A 15,452-nucleotide genomic window follows, 5' to 3' on the forward strand; every position below is an offset into this window, starting at 1 on the left:
CGAAACTACTTACCTTAATAACGCTTTTCATTTATGACGCATTTTCAAACAGTAGGTAAGCTTTTCTGAAAATACACGAATTAATGTTCTAATTGAAGGATACATCTTAGTGGTTAACAGCGAATGTTGATTTCTCCACTCTCCCTTTCATCCACTCCACAAGCCCCCTGAAATCCCGCTTTTCTAGAAATTTATACGCCTTAGCCTTCATCTCCTTATTCCGCGTTAATACATTCCTTTTTAACTGCCGGATCTCCTCGGCATGTTTTTGCAAAACGCTCGCCATTTGCACTGCATCCTGATATATCAAATTCATATCAAAGCGTGTGCCGTTATTTTTTTCAGCGATCATACATGAACCCGATCGGTTACTATAATGCACATTCCACGTGTAATGAAGGGAGCATTCGCTCAAATATTTTTCCTGAATGACTTCAAACCATGCACCCTGGAACACGCCGGATAATTGAACATTTGGCTCATATCTATGGTGGCCACTACAACCCGCAAGTGCTGTGATTCCGGCCAAATTCAAGGATTTCACGAGCATTGCTATCTGCGGGTCTAGATCCAATCCGTTTACTTTGATCCCAAATCGCCTTTGTACGAAGGATTTCCACTTATAGTGATACCCTTTCATGGATACAGGAAACTCATTTCCGGGTTTATTTATAATTCTTTTCATGATGGATATTGGGATACGGTTAACGAGTACCTGAAACTTAGTATCCTGCCAAAATGTTGGAATGTTTAGGTCATCTAATAACCGGCGAACACGTACGATATCCTCTTTTGTGTTTTCAACTGTTATATGAATAAAATCATCTTTAACTGTCGCAAATAGTCCTCTCATTTGCAATGCCTCTGCAATTCTTTCAGTACCATTCATCATTTCAAGTTTCATCAAATTCATTTGAATCCTCTCCTTCGTTAGTTGGTACTTACATTATAAAAAATGCCTGGTTACGACTTCGTAACCAGGTACTTTTTAGCCTCTGCGTAAGACAATTGATTCCGTGTCCGCTTTCCATTGATATTTTCCATCTATAGTAACTAATACGGTTTCAGCTATATTTTCGCATCCTATAGCTTGAACCAATTTTCTTCTAAGACTTGAAATATAGCGTTTGACGGAAGTGGAACTTATATCCTTATCGTGCCAGACGGCTTCTTCTATTTTTTGTCTGGAACAAGATGTCATTTGATTATCAATTAGAAACCCAAGGACTTCCGCTTCTTTATTTTCCAGTCGGACTGCATCATTTTTTGCATTGAAATATTTTATATCTTGAGTCAAATCCAGAACGAAGCTATTTCCCTCCATTGCATCTTCCTTTAGCTTTTCTGAATCCTGCCTTGAGATATTTTTCCGTTTTTTCTCGGGTTCTTTCAACAGAATTGGCTCAGAATGTTTCTTTCTCATCCTGTCTGTATACAATTCGATAAACCATTCATGTTCCAAATCTTTGTCTAGATTATACGCATCATCTATTAGTTTATTAGCCTTTTGGAGATAGCCTAACCGTATATATCCTAATGCAAGGCAGCATAACAATTTAATTTTTTTGCTGTTATCTAGTCCCTTTTCCAATGCTTCTTTCCCGTAAAATATGACCGCCTCCCATTTCCTATCTTGGCCGGCTAAAATAAATGATAAATGGTAATAGGCATCAGGATTATTAGGAGCATGAATGGTTGCTCTCCGTAGAATATTATAGGCTCTTTGATAATTTCCTCTACGAATCTTCTCATCACGACCCAGTTCAAGATAAAGACTAGCAAGCGTAACGGAAAAGCGTGGTTCCCTTTTGTTTAAGCTTATGAACTGTTCATACAAATCGATCCCCTCTTCCAGCCACGCATTCCGCTCATCATCTACCTCTAAATCTTCCCGTTCAAGCCAATCGCTTTCCAAATCTTCTAAGGCTTCCATCGTAAATTGTGCCAACCTACATTTCCCCTTCCCTCCCCCAACATTTTATGATCACGTAATACCATTCATCCGCATCATAATGTCCATTTTTGTTTGACTGTCTTTAACATCCCTTAAATCAAAAGCTAATTTTACCCGGGTCTTCTGTGTTTTTTTTGCTTCCCTAAAAACCCGTTTAATTAGCCTCTTTTACGCTTCAGTTCCGCAACATTATGTCCCATCAGCGGCTTAATGAATTTTTCATACCGTTCCCGGCGAAATCGTTCCAGTTCTTCAGGCGTCATATCCTTAACGAGTTCATGCACCGGAGTTCCTTTACGCTTTTCATGTTCCTCTTTTGTTAATTTCTGTACCTTACCGTTTTCAATTTTAAAATATTCCATCGTTCTTCCTCCTTGAAAAAATATATAAAAAACCCCTTCATGCCATGAATGCACAAAGGGGTTTCATACCGACTTATCATCCAAAGCATATGCCTTGCTGGTTGGAGCACCTTACATCTGCAGGTTGCTGTGACATCGTCGAGCCAGTTCTCTCAGCCACTCTTAATAACTTATTTAATTATCTTTACTGTACATTAATTGTTGGTGTTCTTCAATAACAGATTTCCTATTCGAGTTTTTAAAAAAGGGACAGGTCCTTCCTGTCACTTTTTCCCGCTTTTGATAAATTAAAAATGGGTCTATAATAGTGAGGTCGGGGAAAACCCAAGACAAGAGGGTGATGATTTTGCTGAAACTACGAAACTTAATCGTTTTAATACTTGTTGCTGGTGCGCTTTGGTATGTATATGGTGATACTTACAATCGTTCTGGTGTGCAAGGTGTAATAGAAGATATGCAAGCCGATGTGAATGAACTAAAAGAAAATCCAATCGTAATTGATACGGTAGATACGATAAATCAGGGGTTTCAAAAACTTGTTGGATTCTTTACCGAAAGCGAATCGGAGGACCAACAACCCACTCACGAGAAACCACAGCTAGATGCCCCTTCCGAACAAACCTTTTCCATTCATAATGTTGAACTTGGGGATGATCGATCGGAAGTTGAACAACAAGTAGGAAAGCCAAAGCGATCCTCAATGAATGAATATGGTGTCAATTGGGCTGCCTATCATGAAAACTATCAAAACTTTTTCATGGCTGCCTACGATGAGCATGATAAAGTGATTGGCTTATACACAGATCAGGACTTAATAACATCTACAAATGAAATCACCTTGGAAAGTTCAAAGGAAACGGTCCATAAAAAGTTAGATGAACCTCTTAAAGGAATACGAAAGGGACTCGTGACTTACCGTATGCAAAATGATGGCGAATATGATACATTCCAGATTGATAGCAATTATGTAACGGTTTTTTATGATAAGCATGAAAATAATACGGTAACAGCTATTCAAATTATTAGTGATGAGCTGGAGAAGCAAAAGAAGGGATTCTTCGCCAAGCCAAGCGCTGAATTAAAAGAGGGCTTTGAATATCAATTGTTCGATCTAACCAATGCGGCACGAGTTAAGCATGGTCTATCTCCGTTAACCTGGGCTAAGGCTGTACAAACGACCGCTCGCGGCCATAGCACGGACATGGCGGACAACAACTATTTCAGCCACACAAACCTAGAAGGACAATCCCCTTTTGAACGAATGCAAGAAGATGGCATTACCTTCCAGATGGCAGGAGAAAATATTGCAACTGGTCAAACAAGCAGCATTTTTGCCCATCAAGGATTAATGAACTCGCTAGGTCACCGAAAAAACATCCTAAAATCAGGCTTTAAAGCACTTGCTATTGGAGTTGCTTTTAATAAGGAATCACGGCCCTATTATACGGAAAACTTTTTGGCGAAGTAGTTTTGGGAATGGGGCTGATCCTGATTGACTACCCCTAGATACCATCTTTAGTAGATTGCCATACCCATCTACTTGAATTTGCTCCATCATCCTTATACCCGATAACGGAGAAGACACATTTCTTAGCAGGAAAATCCATTCTTCTTCACGCATTAACATCGGGTATAACCGCACTCGGTGAGCAAATATGCGACCATCCAGCCTCTGACTTTGCGATTGACGATTATCGCAATGTTGTAAAAGACATTTCCATTGAATATTTCATTCGCGGCCACAAGCATCTCGATCGAGTTTAAGGAATTGGCCCATTTCACTTCTATAACAAAATCAAGAACCGTTTGCCAATCCGACCTATCCGAACCACTAATTGTTGAAAAAATTGCACGTCAAAAGGATTATCCCGGGGAAAACTTATTCATTAACGCAACACCAGCAAATTTCACAGCAGATGAAGTTCCACGAGCTGGTGAAATCATCTATACACCTGATGAATTAAAACGTATTGTGGCGATTTACCATCAAAACGGTAAACAAATCTGGGTGCATGTCGCTGGTAAAGAAGGAACCGAAATGACATTGGATGCCGGTGTAGATGTCCTGCATCATGCACATGGAAATACAGATGAGTAGATTAAGCGGGCAATACATCAAGGCACGAAAATTGTTGCCACACCAATGGGCGGAACCCATCTCGAACCAAATTCACCCGAAAACATAGTAAATTAGTTTAACATAACATCGATGTCTCCATTGCAACCGATGCCTATTTGCCACCATATCCAGATGTCGACTGGATAAACTTTAGGAATGAAACTATTGTATGAGAATGGATGTCATGAAAACGAGGTACTTGCTTTGTTGACAGCGAACCCGGCTGCGATTTTGGGTAAGGGTGAGCGTTTTGGAAAGTTAGAGAAAGGTATGGATGCTAACTTTTTAGTGACGGAGGGTGTTCCAGGGCTGAAGGTTGTGGATGTGAATGAGGTTAAGAGGGTTTATTTTCGGGGGATGAGAATTGTGGACAGGATGGGAAATTAAGCATTTAGAAGGTTATATAGTAAATTTTCGTCCTCAAACCATTTAGCAAAATTAGCGTGATAAAGTCCTTTCCAAAATCTTCAATATATCCAGCCTTAAGAGAATCTGCTTTGCTCCCTCTTAGGTACGCTATCTAAGTAATTGGCGTTTTCCAATCCATACTCGCTTCATATATGACCTCCGAATAATGGATATAGCGAACAGTGTCTGGCACCGTTCGCTAAGGTAAATCACATTTAGCAAAAACCATCTCGCCTCCTAAAAGGTGAATTTCAGAGCTCGTAAGACAGACAATTATTCCTGTAACCTGCCGTTTGTCCTTTAAACTTTACCTTATCCTATTGATAGTTTCTGGGAATTTCTTTTTTCCACGTTTTTTGGAAACATTCTTCCCCATTAAGAAAAGCAGTCATTGTATTTGTGAGATAAAATGTGTTCAAATCACTTGTCATCTCACTACTGGTTTTAAGCTTTGTTTCCCAATCACCACGACCAACTGTCAACTCCCAATCACATTGTGCCTTCGCAGATAATGGATGTCCTGATTGAATCGTGTACGAGTTCTTATTGATACTTCCGTGTTTGAGCCCATTATGAGGTAACAATCGCTCTCCTTCGTCTGACAAATCTTCTAACATCCAAACATCCGTAATTGTGTTATGGGATACTGTTCGTGTCCGATTCTCTGCTCTAACAATTTCCCTATCTATAACTTGAGCGGTTTCCGAAGGACCAAATTGAATTGTACCATCCATTTCAGGATCTGGTGTACGAACAGGAAGGATCAATTTTGTTTTTTCCCCTGTACAGATTTCTAATGTAACAGGTTTTGGTGACGGCCAAGCTTGTGGCCAATACGTTGGTGCTATTGCTAACTCTAATTGGTGTCCTGCTGGAATAGACTGACCTAGACAATCCAGTTTAATGGATGCCCGATATTTTTTACCTGGTTCCAAAACCTCTGGATGCTCATGACTGTTGAGATGATTTAAATTCAACATGCCCCAACTAAGCAAGGTAGACTCTCCAGTAGGGGACTTATCACAAAGCCGAACAGCGGCAAGCGCATTCTTCTGGTTTGAGGTGAACTCCATTTCAAATACCGGATTTCCAAGCATATCAAAGTCTTCTTCAAAAGGATCAGATGTGAAAACGACTGCTTTTCCATTTTCTAATCGTTGATCAGACGGCAAATCACCAGGCTCCCCAAAAGGACAGAACACACCTGCATAGTAGCCATGTTCCTGTACACTTGGAACAATAATCCGTTCTTCAGAGCTGCACCCTTCTACCAATTTTTCGTTATGAAGCCAAAGACGTTTTTCATTTACATTTTTGGAAGGCCATGAAGAATCAGCCACCCACTTTCCCGGTCTTTCCTCATAATTAACTTTTGGCAATTCGCTATCTTGAATCCATGTAATAAATTTCGGATCCTCTTTTACTCCTGTGTCTATACCTTTTAACCATTGATCCCACCAGCGTAGACATTCCTGAAGAAAGCCGATTGCAGGCTCGGGTGTTGCAACTTCTGGATATTCATGAGCCCATGGTCCAATTAAACCTTTAGCATAAGGTAGGTTTTCAACAAGTCGAAACACAGCATCCGTATAACCATCCTGCCATCCGCTGACAGTGAAAACTGGAATTTGGATATCCGAGTAGTCCTCACATATAGATCCATGTTTCCAATATTCATCTCTGGTTTGATGATTCATCCACTCATTAACATAAGGTACTGTGTTTAATCTTTCCATCCAGTTTTCTTTCCAGCTTTCCCCTACTACCTCTGGATCCTGTGGACGTGCACTGTAGGCGAACATGGTAGACGCCCACCAAAGCATATCAGATGCCAATATGTTGCCTCCACGATAATGAACATCATCTGCGTAGCGATCATCTGTTGAGCATAACGTAATAATTGTTTTTAATGCAGGATGCTTTCTAGCAGCAATTTGTAAGCCATTAAAACCACCCCATGATTTACCAATCATCCCGACATCACCTGTTGCCCATGGCTGTTTACCAATCCAATCAAAAACTTCCAAAGCATCATCATGTTCTTGTTGCAAATACTCATCTGGTAAATAGCCATCTGAATTACCTGTTCCGCGAACATCTACACGAATGCTTGCATATCCATGCCCGGCAAAATAAGGATGGCGAATGGAATCACGAATTGCTGTAAAATCATCTTTTCGATACGGTAAGTATTCCAAAATAACAGGGACCGGATTTTCCGTCGCATCTTTCGGCAGCCAAATCGTCGCTGCTAATCGTTTACCATCAGACATTGGAATCCATACATGCTCTTTTTTTTCAATCTCCCTAGGAAATTCTGTCATTGTCTTTCTATCATCTGAATCATTTATATTAAATACCAATTTATTCAACTCCTCTTAGCTGCCAAATCTTCCATTTATTCATTTAAAATTAACAAAATATGATCCGCACACTTGAAAACCTCAGGCGTCTATAACTCAGACATTCCATATTCATAGGTGACTTCTTTTCTTTTTTCAGGAACTATTGTATTCATAATACTTTTATAGATATAATCCATTGTTTGCTTTGCTGCATCTTCCTTGGATTCATTTCTGCGTAAATTTAATAGATTTGTTAGCATACCTGTCCAGATCAACATCGTGGTGTCAGCGATATATTCAATGTCCGCATCATTCATAAATCCTTGTTCTTTAGCATTTTGGATGTATAAAGAACTTCTCGTAGCAATATTATGTTGCGAGATAATAGATTGTACTTCTTCTGATAGATTTATTAATTCATTTGCATAAACCCGGTAATAGTTCTTCATGAGTTCCTCTGGGATGTTACCTAAGTTTTCAATATAAAGCAGGGAATAGATTTCCGGTAATTGGAATGAATGTTTGCAAAAGCATTCCCAAGCGTACAACCATTTTTCTACTGTGTTATTGCCTTTTTCCATGTAAGCAGGCAAATCTTGAAAATAATTGTTTGTATAACGCATAACAGCAAAAAACTTTAGATGTGATAAATCACGAAAATAGTTATATACCGTAGAACTGGTATAGCCGGCTCGATCCGCAATCTCGCGGATGGTTATCTGATGTAACCCTTTCTCTTGAATAAGCTCCGAAGCAGCGTCAAGAAAATATCGCCACATTCTCGCTGTTTGAATCTCTTTTCTTTTTTTATTCACTTGACGAGCACCCCAAACAAATAATATTTAAAAATTTACTCCATGCGTGAACCTATTACCATGATAATTAAAATATAGGAAATACCCTCAGTAAAGACAATAAAGGGTTTTCCTCATCACTTGACTTCACTACCCTATCTTTTATGACTTGCTATACAATTACGCAAGCCGTCTCTTTGTTTTTCTCTCAATTTTCCCTAAGATTAGATCAGCTATAATCGCCATTAATGTAGCAGGAATTGCACCTGCGTAAATCTTAATATCATTTTGCAGACTAATCCCAGATATAATCTCTTTTCCCAAACCGCCTGCACCAATATAAGGACCAATGGTAGCAACAGAAATAGCGATTACTGCAGCTAACCTTAAACCAGCTAGCAGAAACGGAATAGATAAAGGAAATTGTATCTTCGTTAGCAGCTGCAATGTCGTCATTCCATTCCCAATTCCTGCTTCTATAATGCTGTCATCTACTTCCTTAATACCAACATAAGTATTTTTTACAATAGGAAGTAATGAATACAGAAACAATCCAATAACAATCGTTTCAAATCCAAAGCCAAAATACAACATTAGGATTGCCAGCATCGCCAAGCTCGGTATCAACTGCAATATATTTGTAATTGATATGATAATCGGTGCTAGCTTTTCAAACTTTGCAGCAATAAGACCGAGTGGTATACCGACAATAAGTGCCAATCCTATTCCATAGGCCACCATTAAAAGATGCTCTAATGATAAAGTCAATAATTCACTATAATGTTCTATCATATAATTAACAAGTTTAGTGATGAACTCCATATATTCTCACCTTTTTCTATCAGTCTAACATGCCCTTTTCTTTTAAGAACTCCTCTGAAACTTCTTTTATACTTTGTTTCTCTATATCTACTTTATAGATTAGATCCGTCATTTCTTCTGTAGAAATCAACCCAACAGTAGATTTAATAATTTCATCAATTCCCGGATATTCTTCAATTACACTATTTCGTGCGACTAAAGAAGCCTCATAAGGTGGAAAGAACTGTTTGTCATCTTCAAGTACTTTTAGGTCATACTCCTTTAACTGCGGATCGACAGTATAAGCTGTAACAACATTTAGATCGTCATTTTCAATTCCCTTATACATTAAAGCAACATCCATACCACGAGCATCCTCAAATTCGTACCCATAAGTATCTTGAAACCCTTTGTAACCATCATTGTCACGTTCTATCCATGCATTATCAGTACCTAATACAAGTCCATCTGCATAATCCTCTAATTGTGTTAAGTTTTCTATATTATTTTCTTCTGCAAAGTCATTTTTTACTGCAATACTGTAATTATTAATGTAACCAATTGGGTCATACCATTTAATATCATATTCATCACCGAAGAAACTTTGAGCTTGCTTTACCGTTTTCTCTGGATCTGTAGAATACTCTACATCATCAAAATAGTTGTTATAAATTTCTCCAGAAAATAAACTAGCAAAGTCAAATTCTTCACGTTCAATTCCTGCAAAGATTTGAGCACTCGCCGGGAGGTCTTCTGTAATTTCCACTTCATGATCTGTTTGATCCTCCACCAACAACTTCAAAATTTGCACATTTATTTTCGAATCGGTATTTTTAGCTGCCGCTGCATTGAATACTTCTCCTCCATCCGCAGAACTCTTATCACCACATCCTGATATGACAAAGATCAAAGCAACTAAACTCACGATTAAAAAGTGTTTACATTTCATTTCAAATCCCCTTTTCTTTTATTATTAAACCCTTTTAAATATTTTTTCGACCCTACCAAAAATCAAATCAAGCAAAATAGCAATTACGATAGCTAAAATAGTACCGGTAAAAATCATGATTTGATCATTATAACCAATTCCTGCTAACACAAGATCACCTAGTCCACCTGCACCAATTAATGCGGCAAGGGTTGTCCAGCTAATAATATAGACGGAAGTCACACGAATCCCAGACATAACATATGGAAGTGCAACAGGCAATTCAATTTTAAACAGACGTTGAAGTGTACTAAAACCCATTCCCTTAGCCGCTTCAATGATTTCCGGATCAACAGACTCCATTCCAGCATACGTATTGCGAAGCAACGGTAATAATGCATATAAGAACAAAGCCACCACCGCTGGGGTAAAACCAATTCCCAATAAAGGAATCATAATTGCTAACAGCGCAATGGTAGGTATTGTCTGAAAAACGTTAGCAATATTAAAAATAGTACTTTTCACCTTATCACTTTTCATCTTCGTCATATAAATAGCCAATGGCACAGTAACGAGGACAGATAAGATAATAACTGTAAACGAAATAATAATATGTTCAGAAGTGTATTCTAAAATGGATGGATATTCTTCGACCCAATACGTAAAGAAATCTGATAGGAATTCCATTTATGCAACACCACTCTTCCTTTCCGTTACATTCTGCAATTCCTGAAACAATTTGTTTTTGTCCAGAATACCAATGAGTTTTTTATCTGCAGTAATGATTGGAACCGTTCCTTGTAATTCTTTTATGTTATTTAGAACACTTTCCGTCTCTTCATTTTCAGTAATCGGTGCATTAGATTGCAACAATAACTCGTGCAATTTTTTATCTTTATGAGTTAACACATCGTATAAACTGATTAGTCCAACATAACTTCCATCATCTTTTACAATAGGAATATCTGTAGATTGATGTGATATCATCATGTCCATTGCAAAATCTACCGTGCAATCATCAGATACATAGGTAAAATCCTTGCATATGAACTGATCAAGCTGTGGTAATTTTTTATCTGTTCCCAACCGCTTTTCACCGATAAAATCCTTCACAAAGTCGTTTGCGGGGTTTTCCAGTATTTCTTTTGGAGAACCTTTTTGGATAACACTGCCGTCCTTCATTAAAATAATTTGATCGGCAATTTTTATTGCTTCATCCATGTCATGCGTTACAAATATGATAGTTTTATTGATTTCCGTTTGAAGACGGAGAAGTTCATCTTGTAGTTGTTCCCTGCTAATGGGATCCAAAGCACTAAAAGGCTCATCCATCAAAATGATTGATGGCTCAGCGGCAAGTGCTCGAATTACGCCGATTCGTTGTTGCTGACCACCGCTTAATTCAGAAGGGTAGCGATGCATATAAGTCTCGGGATCAAGATTAACCATTTTCAACAATTCAATAACTCTGTTACGAATCTTTTCCTTTTCCCATTTTAATAACTTAGGGACAGTTGCTACATTATTGTAAATGGTCATATGAGGGAATAATCCGATATTTTGGATAACAAATCCCATTTTTCGGCGAAGCTCAATTGGATTTAATTGCGTAATATTTTCACCATCGATAAGAAGCTCACCATTTGTATAATCAACTAATCGATTTAATAGTTTCATAGTGGTTGTTTTTCCACAACCACTTGGACCAATAAGTACATTAATTTTTCCATCTTCAAAGTTTAAGTTAATATCTCTTAATGCTTGAAATCCATCATCATATGTTTTTTCTATGTTCTTTAATTCAATCAAATTAGTCCCCCCCTTTAGGTTGATGCTAATATATTCAGTTCGCTGTTTTTCAAAGCATAACTCACTATTATCTACTGGTAGGATTATAAGAATGCACTATTTGATCCAAACATTTTCCTTACCACATTAAACATTCACCTCACTTTATAAATTAAAGCCTACAAGTATTGGGCAGATTCATAGAATTTATTACTTTGAATAAACTGTATTTTTTTGTTTACTTTTTGAACATGTTCTATTTGTGAACGCGTTCATAATATAAATACAGTTTAATGAACATATTCTGTTTTGTCAACTTGTACAGAAAAAACTTTATATGTTTTTTATACAATATTAATAATCGAATTCAGAGAATTTATTTTTACGGGATGAGGTTGCTGATTGGATTTGAGATTAAACCTTTCTTAAGCTTATAGTCTTCTAACTGCCCACTTTGCTGGAACCTATACACTGCAATAAAGGAAAGAATGTTATCACAGCAAGAGCCTCGGGGGATATTGGTATTAAGAATCTTCAGAACCACTAAAACCGCTAAAGTTGTTCTTGATCAGGTCAATTAGTAGTCGGCTGAAAAATGATATGGCTGTTACTGATTAGAGTTCTATAACGAAATAAAATATTAAGGCTGTACAAACGACCGCTCGTGGCCATAGCACGGACATGTCTGACAACAACTATTTCAGCCACACAAACCTTGAAGGACAATCCCCTTTTGATCGAATGCAAGAAGATGGCATTACCTTCCTAATGGCAGGAGAAAATATTGCAACGGGGCAAACAAGCAGCATTTTTGCCCATCAAGGATTAATGAATTCGCTAGGTCACCGAAAAAACATCTTGAAATCAGGCTTTAAAGCACTTGCTGTTGGAGTTGCTTTTAATAAGGAATCGCGGCCCTATTATACGGAAAACTTTTTGGCGAAGTAGTTGTGGGAATGGGGCTGATCCTGGTAGATTACATTACCCTAGATGGTTTAGCGGTTACAACGTTTTCCGTAATCGCTCAAGCTCCTCTTTTTTTAAATGGGTTACTTCGTGATTAATTCAACATCCATTCCTTTTCCTAACATCTCAAGTGCCACTTTCCTGATTCCCTCTTTTTCACCAATCTCCTTCCCTTTCTCTTCATACGAAATTGGCAATTCCATGATCTTATCATAATCATCCAACTGTTTGATTTCCTTCATAACTTTTTCCTCCTGTTCATCACTTAGTGTTAAATATGTTTCAAAAAAGCCATATATTAGTCTCTGCCGTGCTGGATCCACTTCCATTCTGGCCATCATTTTTAAAAATTCTATCTTTACCTGTACTTTTCTGTCTCTGTATACCCCATTTTACTAAGTAATACCATAGCTGACGGGTTATTCGACTGAATATAGTCTCTCCAATTTTTTTGTCCAAATGCAGTGTGAAATAGCGGAATGTTAGCACGTGGATGAATGGGAAATCCATCGTAAATTCGTCTATTTCCCATTCTTCCTTATAGCTAAACACCGCAATTGGTATTATTGGTTTTCTATATTTATTATATAACAAACTATAATAACGAAACATCCGCTCATGAAAATCATCTTGCTTCTTGTTCTGTGGCTCAATGTGAACGATAATGACGGCACCAGTACCTTTTAACTTAGTTTCACCACAATGTCCAACCTTCTTGTTTTTCCTTGTATTAAATCCGTATAGACTTCTTTTGAATAAGGTTTAATAGCATGGAAATCAATAGCTTGGTGAACATCGGGGAAAAATGCTTCTAAGAATTCATCGAAAAATGTGTGGATTAATTGCTTGAATAATTGATCATGCCTGGTGTAGTTTGTGGTATTTTCTTTTACTACTGTCGTGATTGACAATTTTGCACTTCCTTTACGAGGTTTATGAAGTAGAATGAATGCGGGTTAATTCTATATTTATATTATCAGGAAAGTAAAAAAGAACAAGTGTTTTGCTGGAAATAAACTTTATGTAGCTTTAAAATAAAGTTTGATTAAAATCACCTCGGAAATCCGTACTTTACCGTTAAACATGAAAAATCCATTTTGAAAAAAAGATTGATCAAAATGAATTCTATCATTTGTTAAGTAGTATATAATTTTCATGAAAAAGTTTGATCATTTTCTACTTGTGATCTTACGCACGCCGATTGATGAAAATATAATGAGTAGACATCAATAAAAATCACCCACTTATTTCGTTCAAGTAGGTGATTTCTGCTTCCTTATGAAAAGTTTATTTACGCATGGTTTCTATAAAATTAAGCGTATTAAACCGAACAATTTTAATGCCTTTTTTGATCCCTTCACACCATGTCCGGCTTCAAGGTGTTTAAAAATGGCGCCACCAAGAACAATATTGATCATCAGCACACCAATTCTCACAATTTTTTTCCCTGATTTGGATATTATTGATATAAATAAAAATATGGAACCGTCAATTCAAGAAGGCCTGCAAACTTCATTGCCTTTCTGGATAATTTAAAGCCTTCTTTAAATTGCGTTGCAGCCTGGTCATCACCTTGCACCTTTGGCAAGCTGCTTTGAAAAAGGGTTTTTGCGACATAACCATTGGAAAAATGTTGTCGCATGTCTATTCACTCCTGAGTCTTTTGTGTATTTTCCAAACGTTTTTCCTCGTTTAATGATAGTGATAAAAAACATTAACATCATATACCATATCAAAATCATCTGCAACATCCAAAGGTATTGCTTGCAAAGTCAACACCTAAAATCAACGTCGGCTACAAAGACTTATCAAATAGCATTCTCTTGTTTTGGACTTACAAAACCCACCAAATATAATATGGAATAGACATCCATACCCATAATTAAACTGACTAATACCACAATTGTTATCACCCAAATAAGTTCTCCAAATTACTCATTTCTGCACTTCCTGAACTTAAACAATCTGGCCCTTATATGCGATGTTTGCCCGATTCTTATTAGATAATTGCGCTCCGATTGATGAGGAATCATTTACTGTATAGGAACTAATATTTCACACAAATGATTATCAATCATTTGTGAAGTATATCTTTCTACAATTGGCTGTTCCCTTATTAATAGATTGTTTTTTTCTATCTCAGAAAAAATTTTTCCCCAAAATTCACTAACAGCCTCTTTTGTATGGTCAAGGACGAAAACAGCGTATTTGCCACCTGTAAATTTACCAACTTGAGCTGGTTCTGTCACATTAAAATCATTATTTATAATAACGCTAACATCATAACGACAATCCTCTTTAGGAATAACCTCTGGGTTATCCTGAGGTATACCTAAAATTGTAGAATTATCAAATACACCATTCAACTGCGCCCACTTTTTAAAGGACTCCATTAGTTCCTTGTTTTGTTTTTCGCCATACTCACCAACGTTTCGGAAATAAGCAATCCTTGATTCGGGTATTTCTTCAATAGTTATTTTCATATTTTAAATCTCCCTTCTTAGATAAGGTAATGCGATTTAAAATGTTTTTCAAGCTCTTTTTTAAAGGATATACTCTGTAAAAGTTCCTCAACAAACTGCCCGTTCACGAAAAATGAGCGCTGATCTTTCTCCAAGAAAAGCGCCTTTAGCTGAATAATAAGCTGATTTTTTAGGTGCTTTTTTTCTTGCTAAGAGCCCCAATTATAGTACCTATCCATATCCCCAGAAATACAGTAATTGTAACATATAATATTCCTATACCATCCCAGCCACCAACAACTTCTTTACTATAAATAACGATTCCAAAAGAGATCAAACTTAATACAATAGAGATTGAGAACAAAACCTTTCTTGAAACTTTACGAGATATTAAAAAAAGGATAATAGCTGCAACAATTCCCATAAGCAATATAGGTGTCCAACCCTCTAACATTAACGCTTTCATTACATCCCCTCCTAATTAACTTTATGCTACAATCTGGCCCGATTACAGCGTGATTTTTA

Annotated in this window: 16 protein-coding genes, 2 pseudogenes and 1 riboswitch; of the genes and pseudogenes, 4 read left to right on the forward strand and 14 right to left on the reverse strand. The window is 37.3% G+C overall.

Annotated features, from left to right (window positions below):
- Positions 1-106: 106 nt before the first annotated feature.
- From ACW2QC_RS13360 to ACW2QC_RS13370, 3 genes are all read right to left on the reverse strand, one after another.
- Positions 107-913, reverse strand: coding sequence for a hypothetical protein (locus ACW2QC_RS13360; RefSeq protein ID WP_457544465.1), 807 nt, complete (start codon positions 911-913; stop codon positions 107-109).
- Between the two features lie 75 nt (positions 914-988).
- Positions 989-1,948 (reverse strand): winged helix-turn-helix domain-containing protein, encoded by a 960-nt coding sequence (locus ACW2QC_RS13365; RefSeq protein WP_457544466.1) that lies wholly within the window; start codon positions 1,946-1,948, stop codon positions 989-991.
- 164 nt (positions 1,949-2,112) lie between these two features.
- Positions 2,113-2,316 (reverse strand): hypothetical protein, encoded by a 204-nt coding sequence (locus tag ACW2QC_RS13370; RefSeq protein WP_457544467.1) that lies wholly within the window; start codon positions 2,314-2,316, stop codon positions 2,113-2,115.
- 70 nt (positions 2,317-2,386) lie between these two features.
- Positions 2,387-2,488: riboswitch (SAM riboswitch) on the reverse strand.
- A 168-nt stretch (positions 2,489-2,656) separates the two neighbouring features.
- Here ACW2QC_RS13370 and ACW2QC_RS13375 point away from each other — a divergent pair.
- From ACW2QC_RS13375 to ACW2QC_RS13385, 3 genes are all read left to right on the forward strand, one after another.
- Positions 2,657-3,784 (forward strand): CAP domain-containing protein, encoded by a 1,128-nt coding sequence (locus ACW2QC_RS13375; protein WP_457544482.1) that lies wholly within the window; start codon positions 2,657-2,659, stop codon positions 3,782-3,784.
- 252 nt (positions 3,785-4,036) lie between these two features.
- Positions 4,037-4,414, forward strand: coding sequence for a hypothetical protein (locus ACW2QC_RS13380; protein WP_457544468.1), 378 nt, complete (start codon positions 4,037-4,039; stop codon positions 4,412-4,414).
- A 177-nt stretch (positions 4,415-4,591) separates the two neighbouring features.
- Positions 4,592-4,822 carry an amidohydrolase family protein gene (locus ACW2QC_RS13385; protein WP_457544469.1) on the forward strand — a complete coding sequence of 77 codons (231 nt, stop codon included), beginning with the start codon at positions 4,592-4,594 and terminating at the stop codon, positions 4,820-4,822.
- Positions 4,823-5,160: 338 nt separating this feature from the next.
- Here ACW2QC_RS13385 and ACW2QC_RS13390 read toward each other — a convergent pair whose 3' ends face one another.
- The 6 genes from ACW2QC_RS13390 to ACW2QC_RS13415 form a co-directional block, all read right to left on the reverse strand.
- Complete coding sequence (locus ACW2QC_RS13390) at positions 5,161-7,206, reverse strand: CocE/NonD family hydrolase (protein WP_457544470.1); 2,046 nt, start codon at positions 7,204-7,206, stop codon at positions 5,161-5,163.
- Between the two features lie 89 nt (positions 7,207-7,295).
- Positions 7,296-8,003: a TetR/AcrR family transcriptional regulator gene (locus tag ACW2QC_RS13395; RefSeq protein ID WP_457544471.1), complete on the reverse strand. Its 708-nt coding sequence runs from the start codon at positions 8,001-8,003 to the stop codon at positions 7,296-7,298.
- A gap of 159 nt (positions 8,004-8,162) precedes the next feature.
- On the reverse strand, positions 8,163-8,804 hold the full coding sequence (locus tag ACW2QC_RS13400) for an ABC transporter permease (protein ID WP_457544472.1): 642 nt from the start codon (positions 8,802-8,804) through the stop codon (positions 8,163-8,165).
- Positions 8,805-8,823: 19 nt separating this feature from the next.
- Positions 8,824-9,732, reverse strand: coding sequence for an ABC transporter substrate-binding protein (locus tag ACW2QC_RS13405; RefSeq protein ID WP_457544473.1), 909 nt, complete (start codon positions 9,730-9,732; stop codon positions 8,824-8,826).
- Positions 9,733-9,756: 24 nt separating this feature from the next.
- Positions 9,757-10,398: an ABC transporter permease gene (locus tag ACW2QC_RS13410; RefSeq protein WP_457544474.1), complete on the reverse strand. Its 642-nt coding sequence runs from the start codon at positions 10,396-10,398 to the stop codon at positions 9,757-9,759.
- Positions 10,399-11,520, reverse strand: a complete 1,122-nt coding sequence (locus ACW2QC_RS13415) for a betaine/proline/choline family ABC transporter ATP-binding protein (RefSeq protein WP_457544475.1) — start codon at positions 11,518-11,520, stop codon at positions 10,399-10,401.
- A 627-nt stretch (positions 11,521-12,147) separates the two neighbouring features.
- Between ACW2QC_RS13415 and ACW2QC_RS13420 the strand changes: the two are divergent.
- A pseudogene (locus ACW2QC_RS13420) lies at positions 12,148-12,447 on the forward strand (CAP domain-containing protein); the annotation flags it as partial.
- Between the two features lie 54 nt (positions 12,448-12,501).
- On the opposite strand, the pseudogene ACW2QC_RS13425 reads toward ACW2QC_RS13420, so the two are convergent.
- The 5 genes and pseudogenes from ACW2QC_RS13425 to ACW2QC_RS13445 form a co-directional block, all read right to left on the reverse strand.
- A pseudogene (locus ACW2QC_RS13425) lies at positions 12,502-13,376 on the reverse strand (Rpn family recombination-promoting nuclease/putative transposase).
- 393 nt (positions 13,377-13,769) lie between these two features.
- Positions 13,770-13,901: a hypothetical protein gene (locus tag ACW2QC_RS13430; RefSeq protein WP_457544476.1), complete on the reverse strand. Its 132-nt coding sequence runs from the start codon at positions 13,899-13,901 to the stop codon at positions 13,770-13,772.
- Positions 13,902-13,924: 23 nt separating this feature from the next.
- Positions 13,925-14,107, reverse strand: a complete 183-nt coding sequence (locus ACW2QC_RS13435) for a hypothetical protein (protein WP_457544477.1) — start codon at positions 14,105-14,107, stop codon at positions 13,925-13,927.
- A gap of 391 nt (positions 14,108-14,498) precedes the next feature.
- Positions 14,499-14,948 (reverse strand): AraC family transcriptional regulator, encoded by a 450-nt coding sequence (locus ACW2QC_RS13440; protein WP_457544478.1) that lies wholly within the window; start codon positions 14,946-14,948, stop codon positions 14,499-14,501.
- Between the two features lie 169 nt (positions 14,949-15,117).
- Positions 15,118-15,393 carry a YesK family protein gene (locus tag ACW2QC_RS13445; protein ID WP_457544479.1) on the reverse strand — a complete coding sequence of 92 codons (276 nt, stop codon included), beginning with the start codon at positions 15,391-15,393 and terminating at the stop codon, positions 15,118-15,120.
- Positions 15,394-15,452 lie beyond the last annotated feature (59 nt).

It is taken from the genome of Virgibacillus sp. FSP13, from assembly GCF_054048505.1.